General features: G+C 60.2%; 31 protein-coding genes. 23 read left to right on the forward strand and 8 right to left on the reverse strand.

Annotated features, from left to right (window positions below):
* Window positions 1-22 precede the first annotated feature (22 nt).
* Together glpE and glpG are read left to right on the forward strand one after the other, a co-directional pair.
* Window positions 23-340, forward strand: a complete 318-nt coding sequence (glpE, locus tag BFR47_RS08515) for a thiosulfate sulfurtransferase GlpE (protein ID WP_071472663.1) — start codon at window positions 23-25, stop codon at window positions 338-340.
* Window positions 340-1,173 (forward strand): rhomboid family intramembrane serine protease GlpG, encoded by an 834-nt coding sequence (glpG, locus tag BFR47_RS08520; RefSeq protein ID WP_071472664.1) that lies wholly within the window; start codon window positions 340-342, stop codon window positions 1,171-1,173. Before glpE ends, glpG begins: the two co-directional genes overlap by 1 nt.
* A 6-nt stretch (window positions 1,174-1,179) precedes the next feature.
* Here the strand turns inward: glpG and BFR47_RS08525 are convergent, their stop codons facing one another.
* Window positions 1,180-1,572, reverse strand: coding sequence for a flagellar basal body-associated FliL family protein (locus BFR47_RS08525; RefSeq protein WP_071472665.1), 393 nt, complete (start codon window positions 1,570-1,572; stop codon window positions 1,180-1,182).
* A 126-nt stretch (window positions 1,573-1,698) separates the two neighbouring features.
* Between BFR47_RS08525 and BFR47_RS08530 the strand changes: the two genes are divergently transcribed.
* The 7 genes from BFR47_RS08530 (at window position 1,699) to BFR47_RS08560 (ending at window position 8,439) form a co-directional block, all read left to right on the forward strand.
* Window positions 1,699-2,256, forward strand: a complete 558-nt coding sequence (locus BFR47_RS08530; protein ID WP_245748860.1) for a chorismate--pyruvate lyase family protein — start codon at window positions 1,699-1,701, stop codon at window positions 2,254-2,256.
* 8 nt (window positions 2,257-2,264) lie between these two features.
* Entirely contained in the window at window positions 2,265-3,131 is an 867-nt protein-coding gene (gene ubiA / locus BFR47_RS08535; RefSeq protein ID WP_071472666.1) for a 4-hydroxybenzoate octaprenyltransferase, read from the forward strand.
* A 100-nt stretch (window positions 3,132-3,231) separates the two neighbouring features.
* Window positions 3,232-3,843 carry a transcriptional repressor LexA gene (gene lexA / locus BFR47_RS08540; RefSeq protein ID WP_071472667.1) on the forward strand — a complete coding sequence of 204 codons (612 nt, stop codon included), beginning with the start codon at window positions 3,232-3,234 and terminating at the stop codon, window positions 3,841-3,843.
* Window positions 3,844-4,282: 439 nt separating this feature from the next.
* On the forward strand, window positions 4,283-5,404 hold the full coding sequence (coxB, locus tag BFR47_RS08545; RefSeq protein ID WP_342713627.1) for a cytochrome c oxidase subunit II: 1,122 nt from the start codon (window positions 4,283-4,285) through the stop codon (window positions 5,402-5,404).
* A 9-nt stretch (window positions 5,405-5,413) separates the two neighbouring features.
* Window positions 5,414-7,036 carry a cytochrome c oxidase subunit I gene (gene ctaD / locus BFR47_RS08550; RefSeq protein ID WP_071472668.1) on the forward strand — a complete coding sequence of 541 codons (1,623 nt, stop codon included), beginning with the start codon at window positions 5,414-5,416 and terminating at the stop codon, window positions 7,034-7,036.
* Window positions 7,023-7,553 (forward strand): cytochrome c oxidase assembly protein, encoded by a 531-nt coding sequence (locus BFR47_RS08555; RefSeq protein WP_071472669.1) that lies wholly within the window; start codon window positions 7,023-7,025, stop codon window positions 7,551-7,553. Before ctaD ends, BFR47_RS08555 begins: the two co-directional genes overlap by 14 nt.
* A 16-nt stretch (window positions 7,554-7,569) precedes the next feature.
* Window positions 7,570-8,439, forward strand: coding sequence for a cytochrome c oxidase subunit 3 (locus BFR47_RS08560; RefSeq protein WP_071472670.1), 870 nt, complete (start codon window positions 7,570-7,572; stop codon window positions 8,437-8,439).
* A 17-nt stretch (window positions 8,440-8,456) separates the two neighbouring features.
* Here BFR47_RS08560 and BFR47_RS08565 read toward each other — a convergent pair whose 3' ends face one another.
* Window positions 8,457-8,663, reverse strand: a complete 207-nt coding sequence (locus BFR47_RS08565; RefSeq protein WP_071472671.1) for a DUF2909 family protein — start codon at window positions 8,661-8,663, stop codon at window positions 8,457-8,459.
* 23 nt (window positions 8,664-8,686) lie between these two features.
* On the opposite strand from BFR47_RS08565, the gene BFR47_RS08570 reads away from it, so the two are divergent.
* The 10 genes from BFR47_RS08570 to BFR47_RS08615 all read left to right on the forward strand — a co-directional run bounded on the left by BFR47_RS08570 (window position 8,687) and on the right by BFR47_RS08615 (window position 16,406).
* Window positions 8,687-9,361: an SURF1 family protein gene (locus BFR47_RS08570; RefSeq protein ID WP_245748861.1), complete on the forward strand. Its 675-nt coding sequence runs from the start codon at window positions 8,687-8,689 to the stop codon at window positions 9,359-9,361.
* Complete coding sequence (locus tag BFR47_RS08575) at window positions 9,351-9,791, forward strand: hypothetical protein (RefSeq protein ID WP_071472672.1); 441 nt, start codon at window positions 9,351-9,353, stop codon at window positions 9,789-9,791. Before BFR47_RS08570 ends, BFR47_RS08575 begins: the two co-directional genes overlap by 11 nt.
* Before the next feature lie 9 nt (window positions 9,792-9,800).
* Window positions 9,801-10,808, forward strand: a complete 1,008-nt coding sequence (locus tag BFR47_RS08580) for a COX15/CtaA family protein (protein ID WP_071472673.1) — start codon at window positions 9,801-9,803, stop codon at window positions 10,806-10,808.
* 24 nt (window positions 10,809-10,832) lie between these two features.
* Complete coding sequence (gene cyoE / locus BFR47_RS08585; protein ID WP_071472674.1) at window positions 10,833-11,729, forward strand: heme o synthase; 897 nt, start codon at window positions 10,833-10,835, stop codon at window positions 11,727-11,729.
* A gap of 9 nt (window positions 11,730-11,738) precedes the next feature.
* Entirely contained in the window at window positions 11,739-12,368 is a 630-nt protein-coding gene (locus tag BFR47_RS08590; protein WP_071472675.1) for an SCO family protein, read from the forward strand.
* Between the two features lie 45 nt (window positions 12,369-12,413).
* Window positions 12,414-13,787 carry an MATE family efflux transporter DinF gene (gene dinF / locus BFR47_RS08595; protein ID WP_071472676.1) on the forward strand — a complete coding sequence of 458 codons (1,374 nt, stop codon included), beginning with the start codon at window positions 12,414-12,416 and terminating at the stop codon, window positions 13,785-13,787.
* Entirely contained in the window at window positions 13,780-14,244 is a 465-nt protein-coding gene (locus BFR47_RS08600; protein ID WP_071472677.1) for a tRNA (cytidine(34)-2'-O)-methyltransferase, read from the forward strand. The genes dinF and BFR47_RS08600 overlap by 8 nt, the downstream gene beginning before the upstream one ends.
* Before the next feature lie 88 nt (window positions 14,245-14,332).
* The gene (gene fieF, locus BFR47_RS08605; protein WP_071472678.1) at window positions 14,333-15,268 is read left to right on the forward strand and encodes a cation efflux pump FieF; all 936 of its coding nucleotides are present in this window, start codon (window positions 14,333-14,335) and stop codon (window positions 15,266-15,268) included.
* A gap of 3 nt (window positions 15,269-15,271) precedes the next feature.
* The gene (cysE, locus tag BFR47_RS08610; RefSeq protein ID WP_071472679.1) at window positions 15,272-16,054 is read left to right on the forward strand and encodes a serine O-acetyltransferase; all 783 of its coding nucleotides are present in this window, start codon (window positions 15,272-15,274) and stop codon (window positions 16,052-16,054) included.
* A 142-nt stretch (window positions 16,055-16,196) separates the two neighbouring features.
* Window positions 16,197-16,406, forward strand: a complete 210-nt coding sequence (locus BFR47_RS08615) for a cell division protein ZapB (RefSeq protein ID WP_071472680.1) — start codon at window positions 16,197-16,199, stop codon at window positions 16,404-16,406.
* A gap of 106 nt (window positions 16,407-16,512) precedes the next feature.
* Here the strand turns inward: BFR47_RS08615 and rraA are convergent, their stop codons facing one another.
* The 5 genes from rraA to argS all read right to left on the reverse strand — a co-directional run bounded on the left by rraA (window position 16,513) and on the right by argS (window position 21,419).
* Window positions 16,513-16,998, reverse strand: coding sequence for a ribonuclease E activity regulator RraA (rraA, locus tag BFR47_RS08620; RefSeq protein WP_071472681.1), 486 nt, complete (start codon window positions 16,996-16,998; stop codon window positions 16,513-16,515).
* Window positions 16,999-17,095: 97 nt separating this feature from the next.
* Window positions 17,096-18,424, reverse strand: coding sequence for an ATP-dependent protease ATPase subunit HslU (gene hslU / locus BFR47_RS08625; protein ID WP_071472682.1), 1,329 nt, complete (start codon window positions 18,422-18,424; stop codon window positions 17,096-17,098).
* 49 nt (window positions 18,425-18,473) lie between these two features.
* On the reverse strand, window positions 18,474-19,004 hold the full coding sequence (gene hslV, locus BFR47_RS08630; protein ID WP_071472683.1) for an ATP-dependent protease subunit HslV: 531 nt from the start codon (window positions 19,002-19,004) through the stop codon (window positions 18,474-18,476).
* 81 nt (window positions 19,005-19,085) lie between these two features.
* A complete protein-coding gene (locus tag BFR47_RS08635) occupies window positions 19,086-19,661 on the reverse strand; it encodes an SPOR domain-containing protein (RefSeq protein ID WP_071472684.1) in 576 nt (191 codons plus the stop codon).
* Between the two features lie 3 nt (window positions 19,662-19,664).
* Window positions 19,665-21,419 carry an arginine--tRNA ligase gene (gene argS, locus BFR47_RS08640; RefSeq protein ID WP_071472685.1) on the reverse strand — a complete coding sequence of 585 codons (1,755 nt, stop codon included), beginning with the start codon at window positions 21,417-21,419 and terminating at the stop codon, window positions 19,665-19,667.
* 167 nt (window positions 21,420-21,586) lie between these two features.
* Between argS and BFR47_RS08645 the strand changes: the two genes are divergently transcribed.
* Entirely contained in the window at window positions 21,587-22,177 is a 591-nt protein-coding gene (locus tag BFR47_RS08645; RefSeq protein WP_071472686.1) for an LON peptidase substrate-binding domain-containing protein, read from the forward strand.
* A 2-nt stretch (window positions 22,178-22,179) separates the two neighbouring features.
* Here the strand turns inward: BFR47_RS08645 and priA are convergent, their stop codons facing one another.
* On the reverse strand, window positions 22,180-24,375 hold the full coding sequence (gene priA / locus BFR47_RS08650) for a primosomal protein N' (protein ID WP_071472687.1): 2,196 nt from the start codon (window positions 24,373-24,375) through the stop codon (window positions 22,180-22,182).
* A 138-nt stretch (window positions 24,376-24,513) separates the two neighbouring features.
* Between priA and rpmE the strand changes: the two genes are divergently transcribed.
* From rpmE to BFR47_RS08665, 3 genes are all read left to right on the forward strand, one after another.
* On the forward strand, window positions 24,514-24,729 hold the full coding sequence (rpmE, locus tag BFR47_RS08655) for a 50S ribosomal protein L31 (RefSeq protein ID WP_071472688.1): 216 nt from the start codon (window positions 24,514-24,516) through the stop codon (window positions 24,727-24,729).
* Between the two features lie 115 nt (window positions 24,730-24,844).
* Complete coding sequence (locus tag BFR47_RS17775) at window positions 24,845-25,321, forward strand: thermonuclease family protein (RefSeq protein WP_139215137.1); 477 nt, start codon at window positions 24,845-24,847, stop codon at window positions 25,319-25,321.
* Window positions 25,258-25,584 carry a hypothetical protein gene (locus BFR47_RS08665; protein WP_071472690.1) on the forward strand — a complete coding sequence of 109 codons (327 nt, stop codon included), beginning with the start codon at window positions 25,258-25,260 and terminating at the stop codon, window positions 25,582-25,584. Before BFR47_RS17775 ends, BFR47_RS08665 begins: the two co-directional genes overlap by 64 nt.
* Window positions 25,585-25,652 lie beyond the last annotated feature (68 nt).

Consider the following 25,652-nt stretch of genomic DNA (forward strand, 5'->3'; position numbering starts at 1 on the left):
CAATTTACGCAAGGAGTAACCCATGGAGCAGTTTGCCCATATTTCGGTGGCCGAGGCCGACACCCTGCTGAGTGAGGGCCGCGCCCGACTGGTGGATATTCGCGATCCCCAGTCTTTCGCCCAGGCTCATGCCGAAGGGGCCTTTCACCTGACCAACGATACCTTGGTGTCCTTTACCAATGAGGTCGACTACGACACCCCGGTGGTAGTGATGTGCTATCACGGCATCAGCAGTCAGGGGGCGGCCCAGTACCTGATCAATCAGGGCTTCGAAGAAGTCTACAGTCTGGACGGCGGCTTCGAAGCCTGGCGCCGGACCCAGTCCGTGGTCACCCCCTGATGAAATTGCTGCTGGTGCTTGATGATCCGCGCCGGGCCCAGTCCTTCGTGGATTACCTGGCCGATATCGGCCTCAAATGCGAACTCACGCTGGATGATGACAATAACGTCAGCATCTGGCTGGTGAACGAATCCCGCTATCAGCAGGCCCAGCAGGAGGTGAAGCGCTTCATTGCCGAGCCGCTGCATCCCCGTTATCAGGACGCGTCCTGGCGCCAGGGCGACACCCATGTGCATTTTGCCGAAGACAGTCGGCAGCCGGGATGGCTGAGTGATGTGCTGAGCCGGACCGGACCGGTCAATATGCTGGTGCTGCTCGCCTGCGTGGCCATCTATGGCCTGAGCTGGCTCGGTTTGCCGATGTTCGGGTTGCTGGCGTTTCCTTCCAGTTGGGAGTCACTGCTGGGTTCCGAGTTCTGGCGTGCCTTTACCCCCGCACTGCTGCACTTTTCCCTGATGCACCTGGTATTCAACCTGTTCTGGTGGTGGTATCTGGGTGGCATGGTGGAGCGGCGGCTGGGCCATGGCAAGTTGCTGGTGCTGTTGCTGGTGGCGGCGGTGTTGCCCAACCTGATGCAGTTCTGGGCCAGCGGGCCGCGCTTCGGTGGGCTGTCGGGAGTGGTCTATGCCCTGCTGGCCTACGTCTGGCTGTCCGGCCGGCTCAACCCGGCCCGCGGGATAGGTCTGCCGGACGGCATGGCGGTGTTCATGGTGGTCTGGCTGGTGCTGGGCTTTGCCGGGGTGCTGGGGCCGGTGGCCAATCTGGCGCACCTGGGCGGCGGACTCATCGGCCTGTTACAGGCCTGGTTCGACCGCGGACGCCGAACCCGGTAATGATGTTTACTGATACAGGAAGTTGGTAAACAGCAGGCGATGGATGGGGGCCTGACCGGTTTCTTTCAGCAATAAATCGTTGAGCCGCTGCTGTCCTTCGCTGGCCAGTTCGTTGCGTACCGGCAGCGAACGGATTTCCTGCTGGTTTTGCTCGGCCAGCAGGTTGTTGATGGCATCCCGCAGCAACGGCATATGCTGCTCCACCAGCGCCATTTGGTCGGCACTTTTCAGCATCAAATCGATGGATACCCGGATATAACCCAGAGCCTGGCCCGAATTCTGGTAGTTGGTAATAATGTCCGGTGTCATGGTGTAGTATAAGGGCCCCTCGGGAGCCGTCTCCTGAGCCCGAAGCTGACCGGCGGTCAACAGGATACAGAGTGCGATAAAGCGGAGCATCGTAAGCCTTTCTGTCTGAATGAACAGAGTATTGTTTAAACAAAGCGGTGGCCGGTCAAGTGAATACGTGTTTTTCAGCAACAAGCAGCGATTCGAGTATGTGTTTTGCCATTTCAGGAAGTAGCAGTGACTAACACCGTCGATCATGCCTGGCACTGGGGGCCGGAATTACCGCCGTCCCGGATGCCGTTGTGCAGCTGGCTGCAGGATACCGGCTCTCTGACCGAACGACTGCGCCGTCATTGCCGACAGTTCCGGGTCCAGTTACAGAGCACCACCGCCACCATGGCGCTGACCCCGGCCCAGGCCGCCTGGATTGGTGCCGAACGGGCTTTTTGCCGCGAGGTGTTGCTGCTCTGCGACGAGCAGCCCTGGGTTTATGCCAGCTCATTATATTCTCCCTCGACCCTGGATGCGGTCCCGGCCCTGGCCGGACTGGGCCAGCGCGCGCTGGGTGAACTGCTGTTTGAAGATCCCCGGCTGGTGCGCAGCGAGTTCGAATTTGCCCGGCTGACGGAACCGCAGTGGCGGCAACTGGCCCAACAGCAGGACCTTTCTCAGCAGATAGCGCAGGAGGCTGGCGCCTCCTTGCCCTGGGCCCGGCGTTCACTGCTGGCCACCGGCCAGGCCGGGGTGCTGGTGACCGAATTGTTTTTGCCTGCGGCTCAGGCTTACCGAAAGTAGAGAGAATCATGACGACAACTGCATCCCGTCCCCGCTGGCGCGCTTATATGGCGTTGGCCCGACTCGACAAGCCCATCGGTACCTTGTTGCTGCTGTGGCCCACCCTGTGGGCACTCTGGATCGCCGGCGATGGTCACCCTTCATTCTGGCTGTTACTGGTGTTTGTGGCCGGGGTCTTCTCGATGCGCTCCGCCGGTTGTGTTATCAACGATTATGCGGACCGCCATATCGACGGCCACGTCAAGCGTACTCAAGGCCGGCCGTTGCCAAGTGGCGAGCTGACCGAGCGGCAGGCGCTGGGCTTTTTTGCGCTGCTGGTGGGGGTTTCCTTCCTGCTGGTGCTGACCACCAACGCCCTGACCATCAAGCTGGCGGTGGCAGGTCTGGGCTGGGCCGCGCTCTATCCCTTCATGAAGCGTTACACCAACCTGCCGCAGCTGTTTCTCGGCATCGCCTTTTCCTGGGCCATTCCCATGGCCTTTGCCGCCCAGAGTAACAGCCTGCCACCGGGGCTTTGGCTGCTGTTTGCCGCCAACCTGACCTGGACCATCGCCTACGACACCATGTATGCCATGGTGGACAGAGATGACGATCTGCGTATCGGGGTCAAGTCGACCGCCATCCTGTTTGGTCGCCGCGACAAGCTGATAGTCGGTCTGCTGCAGTTGCTGACCTTGATCTTGCTGGTGGCCGCCGGTCAGCAGTTTGCCCTGGGGCCGCTGTTCTACTGGGGATTGCTGGGCGCCGCCGGCCTGTTTGTCTATCAGCAGCGCCTGATCCGCGACCGGGAGCGGATGGCCTGCTTCGGCGCCTTCCTCAACAACAACTATGTGGGCATGCTGGTGTTTGCCGGTTTGGTGCTGAGCTTGCTTTAACGGTGGCAAGGGCGAGGACAGGGCGTTACCGACTTTATGCTTGCCCTGCCGGATTTACTGGATATACTGACAGTTAACTGTATAAAAAAACAGGTCCATTATGAAAGCCCTTACGCCTCGCCAGTCTCAGGTACTGGATATCATCAAAGAGCATATTCAGCAGACCGGCATGCCGCCGACCCGTGCCGAAATTGCCCAGACGCTGGGTTTTAAATCGGCCAACGCAGCCGAAGAACATCTCAAGGCGCTGGCCAAGAAAGGCGTGATCACCATGATGCCCGGCACCTCTCGCGGTATTCGTCTGGCCGAGGAAGAAGAAGAGGAACTGGGGTTACCGCTGATCGGACGTGTCGCCGCCGGTGAGCCCATTCTGGCCCAGCAGCATATCGAGAGCCATTACAAGCTGGATCCGTCCCTGTTCCATCCTTCGGCCGATTTTCTGCTGCGCGTAAAGGGCATGAGTATGAAGAATATCGGCATCATGGACGGCGACCTGCTGGCAGTGCACAAGACCCAGGAAGTCCGCAACGGTCAGGTGGTGGTGGCCCGGCTGGACGATGAAGTGACGGTCAAACGCTTTCAGCGCCAGGGCAGCAAGGTCAGTCTGTTACCCGAAAACGAGGAACTTTCTCCCATTGAGGTAGACCTGCGCAGTCAGGAGCTGACCATCGAAGGACTTGCCGTCGGTGTAATCCGCAACGCCGACTTCTGATTTTCCCTTGTTCTGAACAACGCACTCCGGGGTGGTTCATCTGCCCCGCCTCTCTTATGCCAATTACATTAATCATCTGATTAAAATTCTGATTTGCCCCCCAGAGGCAACACAGTCCCCCTGTACTCCGAGTAGCCCGAAAAAGTGCCAACAGGCGACTCAGCAGCATCAAGGAGAACAAGGAAGCTGCTGTGCCGACCTCCCGTTTCAGGGATGAAACGGAGAGTGTACATGGATATATCCACAGCGTGTCGGCAGAGCAGGCCCTTTGTTCTATCCCTCCGGTGAGTTCTAACTTCCTTTTTTACTTCAATTTTTTACTTTTTCATTATCAGTGCTTTACTTAGTGAGTGCCGGGCAGAAGGACGCGGTCGCCCGACAAGCACTGACTCGTTATGCGAGTGCACCAAAAATACAGGAAGAACTTTTGGGGGTGCGTGTGAAGCCGATTATTTTGCTGTTGTCCCTGCTGGCAACGCTGCCTGCAAGGGCGCAAGCTCGTCTGAATATGACCGAAGGGGTCACCGACATCAGCCAGAAGGTGTATGGCCTGCATATGACCATACTGATTATCTGTGCGGTGATTGGCCTGCTGCTGTTCGGAGTCATGTTCTGGGCCATTATTCATCATCGAAAATCCAAAGGCGCCCGGGCGGCGCAATTTCATGAAAGCACCAAGGTCGAAATCCTCTGGACCCTTATCCCTTTCGTGATCCTGATTGCCATGGCGGTGCCGGCCACTCGCACCCTGGTGGCGATGGAGGACAGCTCTCAGTCCGATCTCACGGTGCAGGTCACCGGCTCTCAGTGGAAATGGCACTATCGTTATTTCGATGAAGGCGTCGAGTTCTACAGCCTGCTGGCTACCTTGCCCCAGCAAATCGAAGGCCGCGTGACCAAGGGAAAAAATTACCTGCTCGAAGTCGATCATCCGCTGGTGCTGCCGACCGATCGCAAAATCCGTTTCCTGATCACCTCCGATGACGTTATCCATTCCTGGTGGATGCCGGCCTTTGCGGTGAAGAAAGACGCCATTCCCGGCTTTATCAACGAGGCCTGGACCCGTATCAACCAGCCCGGACTCTATCGTGGTCAGTGTGCCGAGCTGTGCGGCAAGGATCACGGTTTCATGCCGATAGTGGTGGACGCCCGAACGCCAGAGGAGTTCGACGGCTGGCTGGCCAATATCCGGGCCGAGCAGGCCGCAGCCCGGGCCGCCGAGCAGGAACTGGTGGCAATGGAGATGACCCGGGATGAATTGATGCAGCTGGGTGAGCAGGTTTATCAGCGCAGTTGCGCCGCCTGTCACCAGGCCAATGGTGAAGGTATTCCCGGCGCCTTTCCGGCACTCAAGGGCAGTGAGCTGGTCCTCAACGACAGGGCCGCCCATATCGATATCGTGCTGTACGGCAAGGCCGGCACCGCCATGCAGAGTTTCGACAAGCAGCTGGCGCTGAAAGAGCTGGCCGCGGTGATCACCTATGAGCGTAATGCCTGGGGGAATGACACCGGCGATCTGGTGCAACCCGGCGATATCCATCAGGCCAGGCAGGGACAATAGGGGGCAGGGATGACACAGTTAAACAGAACGGCGGACATTGCCGACGAACATCTGGGCCACCAGGAGGCTCATCACGGCCCGGCCAGAGGCTTCAGCCGCTGGCTGTTCACCACCAACCATAAAGACATCGGCACCATGTATCTGCTGTTCAGCCTGACCATGTTCTTTGTGGGTGGCGGCATGGCCATGGTGATCCGGGCCGAGTTGTTCCAGCCCGGCCTGCAGCTGGTGGAGCCGAACTTCTTCAACCAGATGACCACCATGCACGGCCTGGTGATGATTTTCGGCGCCGTGATGCCGTCCTTTGTCGGCCTCGCCAACTGGATGATCCCGATGATGATAGGCGCGCCGGACATGGCACTGCCGCGGATGAACAACTGGAGCTTCTGGATACTGCCCTTCGCCTTCGTGCTGATGCTGAGCTCGCTGTTCATGCCCGGCGGCGGGCCCAACTTCGGCTGGACCTTCTACGCGCCGCTGTCCACCACCTATTCACCCGACAGCACCGCGCTGTTTGTGTTCGCCGTTCATATCATGGGTATCAGCTCCATCATGGGGGCGATTAACGTGATCGTTACCATATGGAACCTTAGGGCGCCGGGCATGACCTGGATGAAACTGCCGCTGTTCTGCTGGACCTGGCTGATCACCGCCTTTCTGCTGATCGCGGTGATGCCGGTGCTGGCGGGTGCGGTGACCATGGTGCTGACCGACAAGTACTTCGGCACCAGCTTCTTCGAGGCCGCCGGTGGCGGCGACCCGGTGATGTTCCAGCATATTTTCTGGTTCTTTGGTCATCCCGAAGTTTACATCATGATATTGCCGAGTTTCGGCATCATTTCCGCCATCATTCCCACCTTCAGTCGCAAGCCGCTGTTCGGCTATGCCTCCATGGTGTACGCCACCGCCTCCATCGCGGGCCTGAGCTTTCTGGTGTGGGCGCACCACATGTTTACCGTGGGCATGCCGGTGGCGGCCGAGCTGTTCTTCATGTACTGCACCATGCTGATTTCGGTGCCGACCGGGGTCAAGGTGTTCAACTGGGTGGCTACCATGTGGCGGGGTTCGCTCAGCTTCGAAGTGCCCATGTTGTTCGCCCTGGCCTTTATCGTGCTGTTCACCATCGGCGGCTTCAGCGGCCTGATGCTGGCCATTACCCCGGCCGACTTCCAGTACCACGATACCTATTTCGTGGTGGCTCACTTTCATTACGTGCTGGTCACCGGTGCCATCTTCTCGGTACTGGCGGCGGTGTACTACTGGCTGCCCAAATGGACTGGTCACATGTTCAACGAGCGGCTGGCCAAGTGGCACTTCTGGTGCTCGGTGGTGTCGGTCAACGTGCTGTTCTTCCCCATGCATTTTCTTGGCCTCGGCGGCATGCCCCGCCGTATTCCCGACTATTCGCTGCAGTTTGCCGACATCAACGCCCTGGTCAGTATCGGCGGCTTCGCCTTCGGGCTGTCCCAGCTGATCTTCGTGGTGGTGCTGATCAGGTGCATGCGTGGCGGGGAGCCGGCTTCGGCCAGCCCCTGGGAAGGAGCCGATGGTCTGGAATGGACGGTGCCGTCACCGGCGCCTTACCACACCTTCAGCACGCCACCGGAGATAGAAGGCAATGGCTCACGGTAACAAGATAGCGGTCCGGCTGGGCCTACTGGCGGTGGCCATGTTCGGGTTCGGTTTTGCGCTAGTGCCGCTGTATGACGTCTTCTGCGACATTACCGGGCTCAACGGCAAAACCGCCACCAGTGCCGCGGTAGAATCCCGGCTGGTGGACCAACAGCGGCTGGTGACGGTGGAGTTCGTCACCTATCAGAGCAGCGGATTGCAGGGAGACTTCACCCCTTCAGTACGCCGGTTGCAGGTGCGCCCGGGCGAGATGCACCAGGTGGACTTCACCGTCAGCAATCCCGGGTCTGATGCCCGGGTACTGAGAGCCATTCCCTCGGTGTCGCCGGGGCTGGCGGCGGGCTACCTGCGCAAGACCGAATGTTTCTGTTTTCAGGAACAGCCCATCGCGGCCCGGGCCGAGGCGGTGATGCCGATGCGTTTCTATGTGGATCAGGCGCTGCCGGCGGACATCGAGGTCTTCACCCTGTCCTACACCCTTTACGACATCAGCGAGCAGGCTGCCGCGGGCAGCTGAGCTTAAGGAGACGATCATGGCGGTCAAGACTCAGCAATACTATGTACCGGCCCAGAGTCCCTGGCCGATAGTGGGCGCCCTGGGGTTGTTCCTGCTGGCCACCGGCGCCGGGCTCTGGGCGGCGGGTATCGCGGGCATTGCCGGTCCTGTGGTGTTTGCCGCCGGCACCCTGGTGATGACGGTAATGCTGTTCGGCTGGTTCGGTAACGTGATTGACGAGTCCCATTCCGGGCTCTATAGCGACCAGATGGACCGTTCTTTCCGCCAGGGCATGAGCTGGTTTATCTTCTCCGAGGTGATGTTCTTCGGTGCCTTCTTCGGCGCCCTGTTCTATGCCCGGATACTGGCCGTGCCCTGGCTGGGCGGGGCCGGCAACAACGCCATGACCAACGCCGTGCTGTGGCCGGATTTCAGCGCCAGCTGGCCTCTGCTGCAGACCCCGGGTGGCATCGAAACCACCGCCATGGGCTGGCTTGGCCTGCCGCTGATCAACACCATTATTCTGCTAACGTCCTCGGTGACCGCCCATCTGGCCCACCTGGCCCTGTTGCAGGAGCGACGCCCGCGGCTCAAGCAATGGCTGGGACTGACCGTGCTGCTGGGCCTGACCTTCCTGGCATTGCAGGTATGGGAATATGTGCATGCCTATGCGGAGCTGGGACTGCGGCTGGACTCCGGTATCTACGGCAATACCTTCTTTCTGCTCACCGGCTTTCACGGTGCTCACGTGACCCTGGGTACCCTGATGCTGTTCGTCATGTGGCTGCGGGTACGCAAGGGGCATTTTACCCCGGCCCAGCACTTCGGTTTTCAGGCCAGTAGCTGGTACTGGCATTTTGTGGACGTGGTCTGGCTCTGTCTGTTTGTGTTTGTCTATATTCTGTAAAGGTTCTTATGGAACCCTTATCCCGGGGTGGCGTTGGGCACCAGCAGGCCGGTGGCCAGGGCCAGGATCAACAGCAGCAGAATGATCACGGCGAACCACAGGCGGCGGCCGATGTAGCGACTCATCAGTTGCGGATCCCGCCGGGACAGCATGGCCCCGAGCCCCAGCATCAGGTTGCCAATCATACAAAACAGCAGCAATACAATCAGTAGCTTGAACAGCATGGATGCGTTCCTGGAGAGACTGGATGTTGAGTATAGGAAAAAGCGGGGGCTTGTTGGCGCTGACGGCACTGATGACCCTGCTGATGATGACCATGGGCGTGTGGCAGTTGTCCCGGGCCGACGAGAAGCGGCTGTTGTTGCAGGAATGGCAGCAACGGCGGGATATCGGGCTGGCGCTGAATGAGGCGCTGGCAATGTCGTCCCCCTTCGGCTACCGGCTGGAAGCGAGCGGTGTCTATCTGGCCGGGGGAGATCTGTTTCTCGATAACCAGATGAATGCGGGCCGGGTGGGGTATCGGCTGATACTGCCACTGCAAACCCGCTACGGTCTGCTGGCGGTGGACGCCGGCTGGTGGCCGGCGGACCCGGATCGGCGCAAGCTGCCCCGGGTGCCCGTGCATGAAGACCCGGTGCAGCTGTCCGGCAACATCATTCGCCTCTATGTCCCCCCCTTGTCTCTGGGCGAGGTCCCCTTTGACCCCCATCATCCCAGCGTGGTGAGCCTGGAGCAATCTCATCTGGAGCGGATCTGGGGCCAGCCGGTACTGCCCTTCGTGTTGAAACTCGGCGCCGACGACTGGCAGCCGGTGGTGATGGGGCCGGAACGGCACATCGGCTATGCGGCGCAGTGGTTTGCCATGACGCTGGCGGTCTGGATCGCCGCCGGGTGGTTTTATCGGAGGCGAGATGAAGCATAAAACCCGTAAAACGATAGCGGCCCTGCTGGGTGTCTTTCTGCTGCCGGTGGCGCTGGCCTGGCTCATTCTGACCCAGGGCTGGTTCACCCCCGGGGTCAAGGCGCACGGGGAGTGGGTCCAGGGGCAGATCGGCCAAAATAGTCAGTGGCGGCTGGTCTTGCCGGTCACCGGCGACTGCTCGTTCTGCCAACAGGCAGCGCCTCTGCTGGAAAATATCGACACCGCCCTGGGCCGGGACAGCACCCGGGTGTCGGTGGTGACACTGCCGGCCGGCAGCACTCTGGAAGCGGGTTTTGTGTACATCGCCGATCCGCCGGGCATGCTGATCCTGCGGTATCCCCTGAGCGGCGATGAGGTTACCGATCGGATGACCGGCAAGGCGTTGCTCAGTGATCTGCGTCGCCTGCTCAAATTTTCCCGGGCCGGATAGGAGGAAGCCATGCGTCGACTCTGTCTTTTCGCCTTCGGGCTGACGTTGGTGGTGGTGGTGCTGGGAGCCTATACCCGGCTGACCGATGCGGGGCTGGGCTGCCCCGACTGGCCGGGCTGCTATGGCTTCCATTATGTGCCCAGCTCGGCGCAGGAGCATGATGCGGCGGCGCTGCGCTTCCCCGACAGCCCTCTGGAAGTCACCAAGGCCCGCAACGAGATGGTGCATCGCTATGCGGCCGGTACCCTGGGAGTCACCATTCTGCTGATGGCGCTCTGGTCGCTGCGTGCTGCCCAGCGGGCCTACCGGGGCTTTGCCTGGGGGCTGCTGGCGCTGGTGTGTGGTCAGGCAACCCTCGGCATGCTGACGGTGACCCTCAACCTGCTGCCCTTCGTGGTGATGGGGCATCTGCTGGGGGGCTTCACCATACTGGCGTTGCTGTTTCTGTTGCTCTGTAAAACCCGTTCTCCTCGGTTGCCCTATCGTGGTTCGGGACTGGGCGGCTGCTTTCTGCTGGCATTGGGTGCCTTGTTGCTACAAATCTCACTGGGCGGCTGGACCGCCGCCAACTACGCGGCCATGGCCTGCCTCGAATTGCCGGTGTGCCAGGGCGACTGGCCGAGTCAGTGGCAGTGGAGTGCCTTTCATCCCCACGGGGTGCCGGCACAAAACTACCAGTACGGGGTGCTCAGTCAGGATGAGCGGGTCACCATTCATGTGGCACACCGACTCTGGGCCATGGTCACCGCCCTGGCCTTGCTGAGGCTGGCCTGGCGACTGTGGCGCCAGCCGGCGCTACGTCATTGGGGAGTATGGCTGGCGCTGGGACTCTCGCTGCAGCTGGCGCTGGGTGTGGCCAATGTGGTGCTGCATTTGCCGCTGGCGGTGGCGGTGGCCCACAACGCCGGGGCCGCCCTGCTGCTGCTGATACTGACGGGAACCGGTATACGGCTGTGGCAGGCCAGGGCTCATCCGGTTCTTATGCAGGATCTCGTTGCCGCAACCAATGGACATTGACGGGGAAGACCCGATGGAGGCTGTATGGCTAGAAGCGCGCTGTTGTCCGGACGCCAGACATTAAGCTGGCGGGATTATTTTGCCCTCACCAAACCCAAGGTAGTGGCCCTGATCCTGCTGACCGCAGTGGTAGGCATGTTTCTGACCGATACCCTGCCGGGACCGTGGCGGGTACTGGCTGCGACCCTGGGTATCGGTCTGATGGCGGGGGGAGCGGCGGCCATCAACCATGTGCTGGACCGGCGCATCGATATCAAGATGGCGCGGACCTATCACAGACCCGTGGCCCAGGGCCGGGTGCAAAGCGGGGCGGCACTGGCCTTCGCCTTTGCCCTGTCGGCGGCGGGGCTGGCGATACTGCTGCTGTGGGTCAATGCGCTCACCGCCTGGCTGACGCTGGCCTCTTTGCTGGGCTATGCGGTGGTATATACGGTATGGCTGAAGCGAGCGACACCGCAGAATATCGTGATTGGCGGTCTGGCCGGGGCCATGCCGCCGCTGCTGGGCTGGACGGCAGTGACCGGCGAGTTTCACGGTCATGCGCTGCTGCTGGTGATGATCATCTTCGCCTGGACTCCGCCGCACTTCTGGGCGCTGGCCATTCATCGACGCGATGACTACGCCAAGGCGGAAATTCCCATGTTGCCGGTGACCCACGGCATCGAGTTCAGCAAGACCTGTGTGTTGCTCTATACCCTGCTGCTGACGCTGGTGTGTCTGCTGCCCTGGATAGTCGGCATGTCCGGCATGCTCTATCTGGTGGGAGCGACGCTGCTCAATCTGCGTTTTATCCAGTGGGCCTGGCGGTTGAAGTTTAGACCTGAGCCACAAACCGCACTACAATGTTTCCGCTTTTCAATCAGCCATTTAATGTGGCTTTTTGTCCTTATACTGGCGGACCACTGGATAGATTATGGCTAAGACAAGCAGATGGGCAGGGATACTGGCGGTTGCCTGGTGGTGGCGGGCAGCCTGGGTGGCGGGATCTGGTATGCGGACCGGAACAACAGCCTGACCGAGGCGGTGGTGCTTTATCCCGCTCCACGGCCACTCGAGGCCTTTGAACTGACCGACGCCAACGGCCAGCCATTCACCGGGCAGGACCTGCTCGGACACTGGAGCCTGGTGTTCGTCGGCTATACCCACTGCCCTGATATCTGTCCCACCACCCTGTCGGATCTCGCGCGAGTCTACCCCGAGCTGACGCGGCTGAGCGACAAGGTACAGGTGGTGTTCATCTCGGCGGATCCCGCCCGCGATACCCCCGAGCGGCTGAAGGCCTATACCGGCTACTTTAACTCCGATTTTGTGGCGGCCACCGCCGAGCATGAACGGCTGACACCGGCGGTGCAGCAGCTGGGGCTGATTTACGGTATCTTCGAACGGGACCAAGCCAACTATCTGGTCGATCACTCCGCCTCCATCGCTTTAGTCAATCCCGCAGGACAGTTGCATGCCTCCTTCCGGCCCGGCTTCGACGAGCAAAATCCGGTGCCGCTGGTCGATGGCGCCGTGCTGGTGAAGGATTTTTCCCGCATCGTAGCCCGCTGGGGCGAATGAACGAATAACCCCTTTCACACCTCACCATCAAATGTAAGAGTTTTTATGTGGTCATCTTTTCTTGACCGGGCCCGTCACCGTCAGGTATTTGCGCTGGCCCTGCCCATGGTGCTGTCCAATATTACCGTGCCGTTGCTCGGCCTGGTGGACACCATCGTCATCGGTCATCTGGAGCATGCTTATTATCTGGGCGGGGTGGCGGTGGGCGCCACCATCATCAGCCTGACCTTCTGGTTGCTCGGTTTTCTGCGCATGTCGACCACCGGCCTGGCCGCCCAGGCGGTGGGCGCCGGTGATGGCGAGCGCTTGCTGCAGGTGCTGGCACGCGGCCTGTTGCTGGCCTGGGGACTGGCGCTGATGATACTGCTGGCGCAGCAACCGCTGATGGATCTGGCGTTCTGGCTGGTCGGGGGCAGTAGCGAAGTGCAGCACCATGGCCGTGACTATGTGATGATCCGGATCTGGAGCGCACCGGCGGCGCTGACCAATCTGGTATTGCTGGGCTGGTTGCTGGGCAATCAGAATGCGCGGGCCCCCATGCTGCTGCTGATCCTAGGCAACGGCGCCAATATCCTGCTCGATATCTGGTTTGTGCTGGGGCTGGGCTGGCAGGTCAAGGGGGCGGCGGCGGCCTCGGTGCTGGCGGATTATCTGGCCATGGCACTGGGTGCCTGGCTGGTATGGAAAACCCTGCAGGCGCGGGACAGCAGGCCGGTGCCCGGTTTCTGGCAGCGAACGCTGCACCTGGCCGCCTTCAAGCAGTTGCTGGGGTTGAACCGGGATATTTTCATTCGTGCGCTCTGTCTGCAGCTCACCTTCGCCTTCATGACCTTTCAGGGGGCTCGTCTGGGTGACGAGGTGCTGGCCGCCAATGCGGTGCTGATGAACTTTCTGATGTTCATCTCCTTCGGGCTGGACGGTTTCGCCTATGCGGTCGAGGCCATGGTGGGCAAGGCGGTGGGGGAGCGAAACCGGGCCGGCTTCAGACTGGCCTGCGGGCTGAATCTGTTCTGGGGCGGGGTGGTGGCGGTGTTGTTCACTCTGGTCTTCGCCCTGGCGGGTGAGCCCCTGATTGGCCTGATCACCGATATTGCTGCCGTGCGTAGCCAGGCCAGCCAGTATCTGCCCTGGCTGGTGCTGATGCCGCTGGCCGCCTGCTGGTGCTTTATTCTCGATGGTATCTTTATCGGTACCACCCGGGGGCGGGAAATGCGTGACATGATGCTGTTGTCTACCGCCGGGGTGTTTTTTCCGGTGTGGTGGCTGGCGCAGGGGTGGGGCAACCATGGCCTCTGGCTGGCCATGCTGTGTTTTATGCTGGCTCGGGGGCTGACTCTGGGCTGGGCCTGGTGGCGACTGGAAGCCCGGCAGGGCTTCGTCGGCCACGACGACGTTACAAGAGAAACCAACGATGTTTGATATTGCACTTTACGAGCCGGAGATAGCACCCAACACCGGCAACATCATGCGCCTGGTACGCAACAACGGCTGCCGTCTGCACCTGATTGAACCGCTCGGCTTCAGCCTGGAAGAAAAAAAGCTGCGCCGGGCCGGTCTGGATTATGCCGATTTTGGCCGCATCAGCGTGCATCATGATTACCCGGCGTTTTTGCAGGCGGTGGCGGGGCAGCGACTGTTTGCCTGTACCACCAAGGGCAGCCGGCCCCATCACCAACCCGCTTATCAGCCGGGCGATGTGTTGCTGTTCGGGCCCGAAACCCGGGGCCTGCCGGACGAGGTGCTGGCGGCAGTGGCGCCGGAGCAGCGGATTCGCATTCCCATGCAACCGGACAGCCGCAGCCTGAACCTGTCCAATGCGGTGGCCATCATCAGTTACGAGGCCTGGCGTCAGCAGGACTTTGCCGGCGCGCAGTGAAGCCATTACCGGTGATGATCGTGTATCGGCGTCACCATTGTCGGCGGACGCAGGTATACTGGGACAAATTCCATTGGGCGGCGGATACATGACAGAATCGACTTCTTATTCTCGTCTGGTCACCACGGCGGCGGTGGCCGCCACCGTGGTGGCCGGGCTGATGATACTGGCCAAGTTGCTGGCCTGGTTTTACACCGGCTCGGCCAGCATGCTGGCCTCGCTCACCGATTCGCTGCTCGATATCAGCGCGTCGCTTATCAACCTGATGGCCATCCGTTATGCGCTGGTACCGGCGGACAAGGATCATCGTTTCGGCCATGGCAAGGCGGAATCCCTGGCCGGGCTGGCGCAGTCTGCCTTCATCAGTGGTTCGGCCATCTTCCTGATCATCAACGGTATTTCCCGGTTGGCTAATGCCCAGGAAGTGACCCATGCCGCCTTGGGGGTCTGGGTGATGCTGTTCTCGCTGGTACTGACCATCGGGCTGGTGATGTTTCAGAGTTATGTGATCAAGCGCACCGCATCGGTGGCGATTCGCGCCGACCAGCTGCACTATCGTTCGGATATTCTGCTCAATGTCGGGGTATTACTGGCCATCGTGCTGGCCTGGGCCGGCTGGCACTGGGCCGATGCGGTGTTTGCGCTGCTGATCGGGGCTTACATCCTCAGGGGCGCGTTGAAAATCGGGTATGATGCGGTACAGATGCTGCTCGACCGGCGGTTGCCGGAAGAAGAGCAAAAGCGCATTATTGATACCTGTCTGGCGGTGGACGGGGTATACGGACTGCATGAATTACGCACCAGGCAGTCGGGCCAGACCCGGTTTATACAGCTTCATCTGGAGCTTGACGATCAGTTGCCACTGGTACGCGCCCACCGTATCGCCGACAAAGCAGAGCGGGAACTGCACAAGCTGTTTCCCGACACCGACGTTATTATTCATATGGACCCGATCTCGGTTGTGCCCCGAGAGGCCCATTCCCAGGATATGAGCGAACATCAATTTATAGAGAACAAGGTTTAACCCATGGAAGACGGCATTCAATCCAGCACCTGGTTGCGCATCCGCGAAGAAGCCCAGCGGATGATTGCGGAAGAGCCGATGCTCGGCAGTTTTTATTACTCGACCATCCTGAATCATGACACCCTGAAATGTGCCCTGAGCTTTATTCTGGCCAACAAGCTGGAAAGTTCGGTGATGCCGGCGATCAGCCTGCGGGAAGTGATAGAAGTGGCGCTGAATGAAGAACCGGCGCTGCTGGATATGGTTGCCATGGACATTTGCGCGGTGCAGGAACGGGATCCGGCGGTGGAGCTGTTTTCCACCCCGCTGCTCTATCTGAAAGGCTTTCATGCCCTGCAGGGGTATCGCATCTCCAACTGGCTGTGGCGCCATGGCCGTCGTTCGCTGGCCACCTACCTGCAAAATCAGATTTCGGTGGTATTCGGGGTGGATGTTCATCCGGCCGCCCGTATCGGCAAGGGCATCATGTTCGACCATGCCACCGGCATAGTGGTGGGCGAAACCGCGGTGATCGAAGACGATGTTTCCATCCTGCAAAACGTCACCCTGGGGGGCACCGGCAAGGAAGGTGGCGACCGCCATCCCAAGATCCGGGAAGGGGTCATGATCGGTGCCGGCGCCAAGATCCTGGGCAATATCGAGGTGGGGTGCGGGGCCAAGATTGGTGCCGGCAGCGTGGTGCTGGAGCCGGTCCCGGCGCACACCACGGTGGCGGGCGTACCCGCCAGAATTGTCGGCCGGCCGGGTTCCGACAAACCGTCGCTGGATATGAGCCAGAATATCTGAGACTTTTGTTGACGCAGACGATATAAATTAACCGTAAACGGCGTCGGGAGACACGGGGCCGCTTGTCGTCTTGAAGTGGCCGCGGTATCCTCGATTGCCGAGGGGCCTGCGGGCCGGATAACCGTTGTTTAGGGGTGAGTGCATGTCTTTTGATGTATTGGAAAAACTGGAAGCCAAAATCCAGACGGCAGTGGACACCATTTCCCTGCTGCAAATGGAAGTGGATGAGCTGAAAGAGCAGAACAGTCAGCTGGGCGATGAAAATCAGCAGCTGAAACAACAGCATGAAACCTGGCAGGAGCGCTTGCGGGTCCTGCTGGGCAAAATCGATCAGGTTGAAGAAAGCGCCTGAGTCATGATGCCGGCGAGGCCGGCGTTATCTGCTCTTTCCGTCGGTGATGGAGACAGCAGCATAAAAAAGGCCAGCCCCAGGGCTGGCCTTTTTGTATCCAGTATGGTCAGTCGATATCCAGAGGCTCGGGAGACAGGATAATGCCGGTGGTGTCGGCATAGAGATGATCTGCCGGCAGGAAGGTTACGCCACCGAAATTGACCGGGATCTCCAGCTCGCCAATCTCGTTATCATCGGCGCCGACCGGAATGGAGGCCAGTGCCTGAATGCCGATATCGAGATCTTCCAGCGCATCCACTTCGCGGACACAGCCATAGCAGACAATACCTTCCCAGCCGTTTTCTGCCGCGGTTTCGGCGATGTCGGCATCGATCAGCGCCCGACGCAGCGAACCGCCGCCGTCGATCAGCAACACCCGGCCTGCGCCGTTTTCTTTCACCGCCGCCATGATGAGGCCGTTGGACTCAAAACACTTGATGGTGGAAACGGTGCCGCCAAAGGAGCTACGGCCGCCAAAACTGGAGAACATGGGTTCGACCACGTCCACCATATCAATATAGGTATCGCATAATTCAGAAGTATTGTATTCCATGGAATCAGCCACATCTGGAAACAAGGTAACTTCAGTATAAAGAGGCGGGAGCGGTTTTCAATCACAATCGTGTGACCGCTCCCGTCAGCATGGCAGGTTAAAGGATAAAGCGGCTCAGATCTTCGTCTTCGACCAGGTTCTTGAGGTAACGATCCACATACTCTTCGTCCACCAGAATGGAGTCACCGGACTTGTCGGAAGCTTCGAAGGACAGCTCGTCCAGCAGTCGCTCCATGATGGTATGCAGCCGGCGGGCACCGATGTTTTCGGTGGTTTCGTTCACGCGCCAGGCGGCTTCGGCCAGGCGGCGGATGCCGGCCTTGGTGAAGTCGACGGTCACGTTCTCGGTCGCCAGCAGCGCCTTGTACTGCTCGGTGAGCGAGGCGTTGGGCTCGGTGAGAATACGCTCGAAGTCATCGGTATTCAGCGAGTCCAGCTCGACCCGGATCGGCAGACGACCCTGCAGCTCGGGGATCAGATCCGAGGGTCTGGCCACCTGGAAGGCGCCGGAGGCGATGAACAGCATGTGGTCGGTGCGCACCATGCCGTGCTTGGTGTTGACGGTGCTGCCTTCAATCAGCGGCAACAGGTCCCGCTGTACCCCTTCGCGGGACACGTCGGGGCCCGAGCTTTCGCCGCGCTTGCAGATTTTGTCGAACTCGTCGATGAAGACGATGCCCTGGTTTTCCACCGCGTGGATGGCCTGCTCTTTCAGTTCTTCCGGGTTCAGCAGCTTGGCGGCTTCTTCCTCGACCAGCAGCTTGATGGCGTCCTTGATTTTCATCTTGCGCTGTTTGCTGGTGTTGCCGGATAGATTCTGGAACATGCCCTGCAGCTGGTTGGTCATTTCTTCCATGCCGGGAGGTGCCATGATCTCCACCCCCATCTGCGGGGCCGAGACATTGATTTCAATTTCTTTATCGTCGAGCTGACCTTCGCGCAGTTTCTTGCGGAAAATCTGGCGGCTGTTGCTGTTGTCGGCCTTTTCTTCCTCACCCCAGGTGTTGCGCGGGTTGGGCAGCAGGGCGTCCAGCACCCGTTCTTCCGCCGCTTCTTCGGCGCGGTGACGGAACTTTTCCATTTGCTGTTCGCGGGTCATCTTCATGGCGATATCGGTCAGATCGCGGATGATGGTATCCACTTCCTTCCCTACGTAGCCGACTTCGGTGAACTTGGTCGCTTCCACCTTGATGAAGGGAGCGTTGGCCAGCTTGGCCAGGCGACGGGCGATTTCGGTCTTGCCGACCCCGGTCGGACCGATCATCAGAATATTCTTGGGGGTGACTTCCTGGCGCAGATCGGGGGTGAGCTGCATCCGGCGCCAGCGGTTGCGCAGGGCGATGGCCACGGCACGTTTGGCGGCTGACTGGCCGACGATGTGGCGGTCCAGCTCGTGGACAATTTCTCTTGGGGTCATGTCAGACATAATCAAATCCTGTGGTGCGGGCAGAGTCGTGGCTTTGCCCAAAAGCAAATCAGTGACTGTAATCCAGCTCTTCGATGGTCTGGTTGCCATTGGTGTAGACGCAGATATCGCCTGCAATGGTCAGGGCCTTCTCGACGATGTCGTGGGCTTCGAGCTCGGTGTTTTCCAGCAGGGCGCGGGCGGCGGACTGGGCGAAGGAGCCGCCGGAGCCGATGGCGATCAAATCCTGCTCGGGCTGTACCACGTCACCGTTGCCGGTGATGATGAAGGATTTCTTGTCGTCGGCTACCGCCAGCAGGGCTTCGAGCCGGCGCAGGGAGCGGTCGGTCCGCCAGTCTTTGGCCAGTGCCACGGCGGCACGTTCCAGATTACCCTGGTGGGCCTGCAGTTTGGCTTCAAAACGTTCCAGCAGGGTAAAGGCGTCGGCGGTACCACCGGCAAAACCGGCCAGTACCTTGCCGTTAAACAGGCGGTGTACCTTGCGGGCATTGCCTTTCATGACGGTGTTGCCCAGGGAAACCTGGCCATCGCCGCCGATAACTACTTTGCCGTTACGGCGAACTGAAACGATCGTTGTCACTGTGAACCTCACTTGACTGTGTAGCCAGCCTGGCTGGCAGAAATGTCATGATCACAGAAATGGGGACGGCAGGGGGAGAGATCAACCCTCCCAGAGCCAGATTGCACAATGGTTGACGTTGGAACGCAGCAGCTTGTGTTTATGGGTTTCGGCCAGCCGCTTGCTGTCGTAGGGGCCCAGAATAACCCGATACCAGACACCGTTGCTGCCGGTGCTGCGGCGCACCTGAGCTTCCAGCCCCTGAAAGGCGATGCGGGCCTTGAGCTGCTCGGCCTGGGCGGCGGAGCGGAAAGAGCCGCATTGCATCAGGTAGGGTTGGGTCGATTCTTCGGCTTCGGGCACATGGACCACTACTTCCTTGTTTTCCAGCTGCTCGATATAGCGCCACTTCTCCACCGGCTTCTGATCGATGGGATTGACCGGAGCCGGCGGTGCCTGGGTGTGGGTGACCGTCGGGGGAGCTTCCGGACGATGCTGCCCGGCGGAACCCTTGACGAGAGAAATCAGGTAGCCCAGGGCACCGGCCAGCAGCAGTACCAGTATGATGGCCAGCCAGGGAATGCGTCGCTGTGGCGCGCGGTTGCGACTGCCACCCCGGGCGGGGCGGCTGTTGCTCTTGCTTTTGGGCTTGCTGCGCCGGACGTAATCCCTGGCCATGGTTTACATGCGCTCCATGGTGTCGATGCCGAGCAGCGACAGGCCTTGCTCCAGTACCTTGGCGGTGGCGGCACAGAGCAGCAGGCGGCTGGCCCGTTCGTCGGCGCTGACGCCATCCTTGTTGATGGGGCAGGCCTCGTAGAAGCTCATGAAGGCGCCGGACAGCTCGTACAGGTACAGGCACAGCAGGTGCGGCAGGCCCTTGTCGGCCACCGACTTCACGGTGTCGTTGAACTGCACCAGCTTCTGGGCCAGGGCTTCTTCGGCCGGAGCCTGAATGCTGACCCGGCCCTGCAGGGACTCGGCGGTCACACCGGCCTTGCGGAAGATGGACTGCACCCGGGTAAAGGCATACTGCAGGTAGGGCGCGGTATTGCCTTCGAACGACAGCATGTTGTCCCAGTCGAAGATGTAATCGGTGGTGCGGCTCTTGGACAAATCGGCGTATTTCACCGCGCCCATGGCCACCCGGCTGACTATCTGACGCTTTTCTTCTTCGCCGAGGCCGGTGTCTTTCTTCGCCAGCAGGGCGGCGGCGCGTTCCTCCGCTTCCTCGAGCAGATCCACCAGCTTGATGGTGCCGCCGGAGCGGGTCTTGAACGGACGGCCGTCCTTGCCCAGCATCATGCCGAAGGCGTGATGTTCCAGGCTGACCGAATCGGGGATATAGCCGGCCTTGCGTACTATGCTCCAGGCCTGCATCAGGTGTTGATGCTGGCGGGAGTCGATGAAGTACAGTACCCGATCGGCGCCCAGTTGCTCGTAGCGATACTTGGCACAGGCGATGTCGGTGGTGGTGTAAAGATAGCCGCCGTCCTTCTTGCGGATGATGACCCCCATGGGATCACCGTCCTTGTTCTTGTATTCGTCCAGGTAGACCACGATGGCGCCTTCGTCTTCCACCGCCAGCCCCTGCCGTTGCAGGTCGGCGACGATGTCCGCCAGCATGGGGTTGTACATGCTCTCGCCCATGACGTTGGCCGGGGTCAGGGAGACGTTGAGCCGGTCGTAAACCTGCTGGTTATGCTGCAGGGTGATGTCCACCAGCTTCTGCCACATGGCCAGACAGTAGGCATCGCCACCCTGCAGTTTCACCACATAGCCCCGGGCCCGCTCGGCAAAGTCCGGATCGGCGTCGTATTGTTGTTTGGACTCGCGATAGAACTGCTCCAGATCCGACAGGCCGGAGGACAGCACATCCGGCTGCTCCTGCTCGAGCTTTTCCAGATAGGCGATCAGCATGCCGAACTGGGTGCCCCAGTCGCCGATATGGTTGGCGCGGATCACCTTGTGGCCGAGAAACTCCAGGGTGCGGACCACCGCGTCACCGATAATGGTGGAACGCAGGTGCCCCACGTGCATCTCCTTGGCCACGTTGGGGGCGGAGTAGTCCACCACCACGGTCTGAGGGTGTTCCGCCACCGGCACATTGGCGCGTTCATCGGCGACCATGGCGTCTATCTGGCGTGCCAGCCAGTTGCTGTCGAGAAAGAAGTTGATGAAACCGGGGCCGGCCAGCTCGGTCTTGGCCACCAGCTCGGAGGCGGGCAGGTTGTCGACCAGCATCTGGGCCAGGGCGCGGGGGTTCTGGCCGGCAGGTTTGGCCAGCAGCAGCGCCAGGTTGGTGGCCAGATCTCCGTGAGCCTTGTCTTTGGTTCGGTCTACCTGGATGCGGGGAGCCAGTTCGGCGGGCAGTTTGCCTTGCTGTTTCAGGGTAGAGACCGTCTGCTCAAGCAGCGCTTGAATATGTTCTTTCATTATCAGTTCACCAAATTTAAGACAAGGTTGGAGATAACCCGGGGGAAGAAATTCTACTCATAACGGGTACAGAAAACTACCGTCAAGGCAAGGCGAGGCTGCGGATTGAAAGTGGAAGGGGTAAAAAAGGGTCTCTATGGCTACTTCTTCAAGGGAGGAATCTGCCCATGAAACTGGCGTTGTTACCCCTTACCCTCCATCTGATGCCCGGCGGCAAGGTGCCGTTGCGGATCTTCGAGCCCCGCTATATCAGGATGGTGACCGAGGCGAGCCGTAGCGGCACCGGCTTTGGTATCGGCATGCTGGACGAGCTGGACGAGGCCGGCCACAGCGATCTGTTCATGCTCGGGATCCGGGTCAACATCATCGACTTCTATACCCTGGAGGGCGGTTTGCTGGGCATTACCGTGGAAGCCATGGACCGGTTTCGTATCCGCCAGCTGGAACGGGAAGCGGATGGCTTGCTGCGGGCCGAGGTGGACCTGCTCGACAACTGGCGGTCCTGCATGCTGTCGCCGACCGAGCAGGTGTTGTCTGATAAACTGCAGGAAGTCTTTGCCGAGTATCCTGAGATGTCCGAGCTGCATCCGGCGCCTCAATGGCGGGATGCGGCCTGGGTGGCACAGCGCTGGCTGGAAGTATTGCCGCTGAAAAGCCAGCTGACTCAGCAACTGATGGCGGAGGACAGCTGCCATCGGGCGCTCGGCTTCCTGATGTCGATGCTGACCTCGCCGTCCCAGCCGGATTATCGTCATTGAGGCTACCAGAGCTCCACCGGATCGACATCCAGCGACCAGCGCACCTTGCGGGCGCTTGCCAGCTGGTCGATGATGGCCAGCGCCAGGCGGCAGGCCGCCGCCAGCTCTCGTCGGTTGCCGGCCTGCAGCAACAGCTGGTAGCGATACTGACCGGCCTTGCGTTCCATCTGGGCGCTGAGCGGACCCAGGCACAGCACGCCTGTCGGTAGCCCGGGAGCCAGTTGCTGTACCAGTTGCTGCAGAAATTCCTGTACCTGCCGGGACTGGGGCGCCTGGGCCCGCAACAGCGCCTGAAAGCTGAACGGCGGCAGCCCCGCCGCCTGTCGCTCCTGCAGGGCGCTGTGAGCAAAATGGCGATAGCCCTGATTGGCCAGATCCTGTAGCAGGGCGTGTTCCGGCTGATGGGTCTGCAGCACCACCCGGCCCGGTTTGCTGGCTCGCCCGGCTCGCCCCGCCACCTGTATATAGAGTTGAGCGAAGCGTTCGGTGGCTCTGAAATCGCTGGCGAAGAGGGCGCCGTCCGCATCCAGTATCGCCACCAGAGTGACATCGGGAAAGTGATGGCCCTTGGCCAGCATCTGGGTGCCGATCAGGATCTGATACTTGCCGTTGCGAATGCCTTCCAGATGTTGCTGAAAGCTGCCCTTGCGCCGGGTGTTGTCCCGGTCGATGCGAATAATGCCGTATTGGGGAAATATTCCGCTCAGGGCCTGTTCCACCTGCTCGGTCCCCAGCCCTGTCCCCATCAGTTGCCGGCTGCCACAATTCGGACACGCAGGAGGCAGGGGGCGCTGATGATCGCAATGATGGCAGTGCAGCCGGGTGGGGCGCTGGTGCCAGGTATAATGAGCGTCACAGCGTTCGCAATCGGCCAGCCAGCCGCAGTCGTGACACAGCAACGCCGGAGCATAGCCGCGCCGGTTCAGAAACAGCATGACCTGATTGCCCTTCGCCAGCTCCTGTTCGAGCAGCTGGATCAACTGGGGCGAGAGTCCGGCGTGCAGCTGTACATGTTTGCTGTCCAGTAGCAGATGCTCGGCCACGGTGGCGGTGCCGGGGCGCTGGCTCAGGGTCAACAGCTGATACTTGCCGCTGGCCGCATTGTGCAGGCTTTCGAAGCTGGGGGTGGCCGACCCCAGTACGATGGGGATGTCGAGCTGGCGGGCACGCAGCAGCGCCAGATCCCGGGCGTGATAGCGAAAGCCGTCCTGCTGCTTGAACGAGGTATCGTGCTCTTCGTCGATGATGATCAGTCCCAGGCGGGCGAAGGGCGTGAGCAGGGCGGAGCGGGTGCCGATGATGATGGCGGTGCTGCTGTCCCGGCACGACAGCCAGGCATCCAGTCGCTCCCGCTCATTCATGCCCGAATGCAGGGTACTGATCGGTACCTTGAAGCGCTGCTGAAAACGGGAGATGGTCTGGGGGGTCAGGCCGATTTCCGGTACCAGCACCAGCACCTGCCTGCCCGCCTGCAGTATCGGCTCCATGATCTGCAGATAGACCTCGGTCTTGCCGGAGCCGGTGATGCCCTCCAGCAGAAAGGGGCTGAAGCCCCGGGCGCTCTGGATCAGGCTGACCGCCAGCGCCTGTTCCGTGGTCAGGCGGGGTTTGTCATCGTCGCTTACGGCGGTATTGCCCCGCCAGTCGCCGGGCTGCGGCAGTTGTTCCCTTTTTTCTATCAACTGCTTTTTCGCCAGTGCCTGCAGGATGGCGCCGCTGATGCCTCTGACCTCCAGCTCACCGGCGGTCAGCGGCCCCTGGCGCAACAGATTCAGGGCTTGCTGTTGCTTGATGGCCTGGGCGGAAACACCGGCCTCGGCATCGAGCAGATGCCAGTAGGCGGTGCTGCGGTAGTCGGCGGCTTCGCCCTTGCGTAACAAGGCAGGCAGTGCCTGAAAATATACCTCACCGGGGGCGTACAGGTAATATTGCGTGGCCCAGGCCAGCAGCCGCAGTTCGTCATCGGCGAGGATCGGCATCGGGTCGAGCACGGCACCGATGGACTTGAGCTTGGTGGCATCGATGTCCGACCCGGAGGGGTGAGACAACACCAGTGCCGTCATGGTTCTATTGCCAAAGGGTACCGAAACCCGACAGCCGGGTGCCGGCAGCGGCAGCGGGCAGAGATAATCGAATTCCCGCCGTAGCGGTACGGGTAACACAACCCGCAGCAAACCTGGCTTTGGCGTTATCGACATTGGTGATTTTTCCCCCGTTTGACCTTGCCTGCAAATAGGCGATCCTATATTATTCGCACCCTTCACAATACGTGTATCACTCGTGTGGTGTCTGGCTCTGGATCAGATAGCGACACGGCCTACAGATAGAGGTTGTCCATGAAACAAGGTATTCACCCGGAATACAAAGAAATTACTGCCAAATGTTCTTGCGGTAACGAGATCAAGACCCGTTCTACCCTGGGTAAAGATCTGAACCTGGACGTTTGCTCCGCTTGCCACCCTTTCTACACTGGTAAGCAGAAAATGGTTGATAGCGGCGGCCGTGTTGATCGTTTCAACAAGCGCTTCGGCGCGCTGTCCAGCAAAAAATAAGCGATACTCGTCGCAAAAAGAAGGCGCCTCCGGGCGCCTTTTTTTATGGCCGTTCGCTTGTGTGTACCGCGAATCTTTCCCATGGTTATGGCTGGGTCCTGGCCGGGGTGGCGACATGACACTATGGAAATGGCTGCTGGTGCTCGGGTGGTGGCCGCCGGTGGGGGCCGCGGAATGCCCCCGGCTACCGGCAGACGAAACCGTAACGGTACGGCAGGTAATAGATGGTGACACTGTCATTTTACAGGATGGCAGAGTAATCCGCTTTATTGGCGTCGATACTCCAGAACTCAATACTCACGGTAAATTGCCGGCAGAACCAGGAGCCGAAGCTGCCCGGCGTTGGCTGCTGAATAAAATCCCTGTTGGGAGTCGATTGAAACTGGTTTTTGGTGTGGAAAGGCGTGATGATTACGGCCGCTGGCTGGCACATCCGCTCACGATGAGCGGAGATTTGCTGGTCACCCGCATGCTCGCGCTGGGGTTGGGTCCCTTGCTGCTGATCCCGCCCAATGATGATTACTGGCAATGCTGGCTTGCCGTAGAGCAGAGGCTCGCCAGCAACGCCTGGGAGTATGGCAGGCGCCGCTGACCAGCCTTGTCACCGGCGACTGGCAACTGTTGCAGGCCAGGGTTCTCCGCTCTTATGCAGGTTCTGGGCGACTCAAGCTCGAGCTGGAAGGCAAGCTGACCCTGATCGCGGGTCGAGAACTGCCGGCGACGGCGCGCGACAGGCTGAAGCGGCTGCTGCCGGGAGAGCTGCTGTTTATTCGGGGCCGGGTTCGCTCCAGCCGCCACGGTCGGCAAGTATTGTGGATAAACCATCCCTGGCAGTTTCATCTGGTAAAGCAATGAACCTGGCTGGGCAACAGTGAATAAGTTGACTACTATCACATTGTACAAACACTGTGATAAACTTGTTC

Source organism: Oceanisphaera psychrotolerans (assembly GCF_001870485.1).
GTDB lineage: Bacteria > Pseudomonadota > Gammaproteobacteria > Enterobacterales > Aeromonadaceae > Oceanimonas > Oceanimonas psychrotolerans.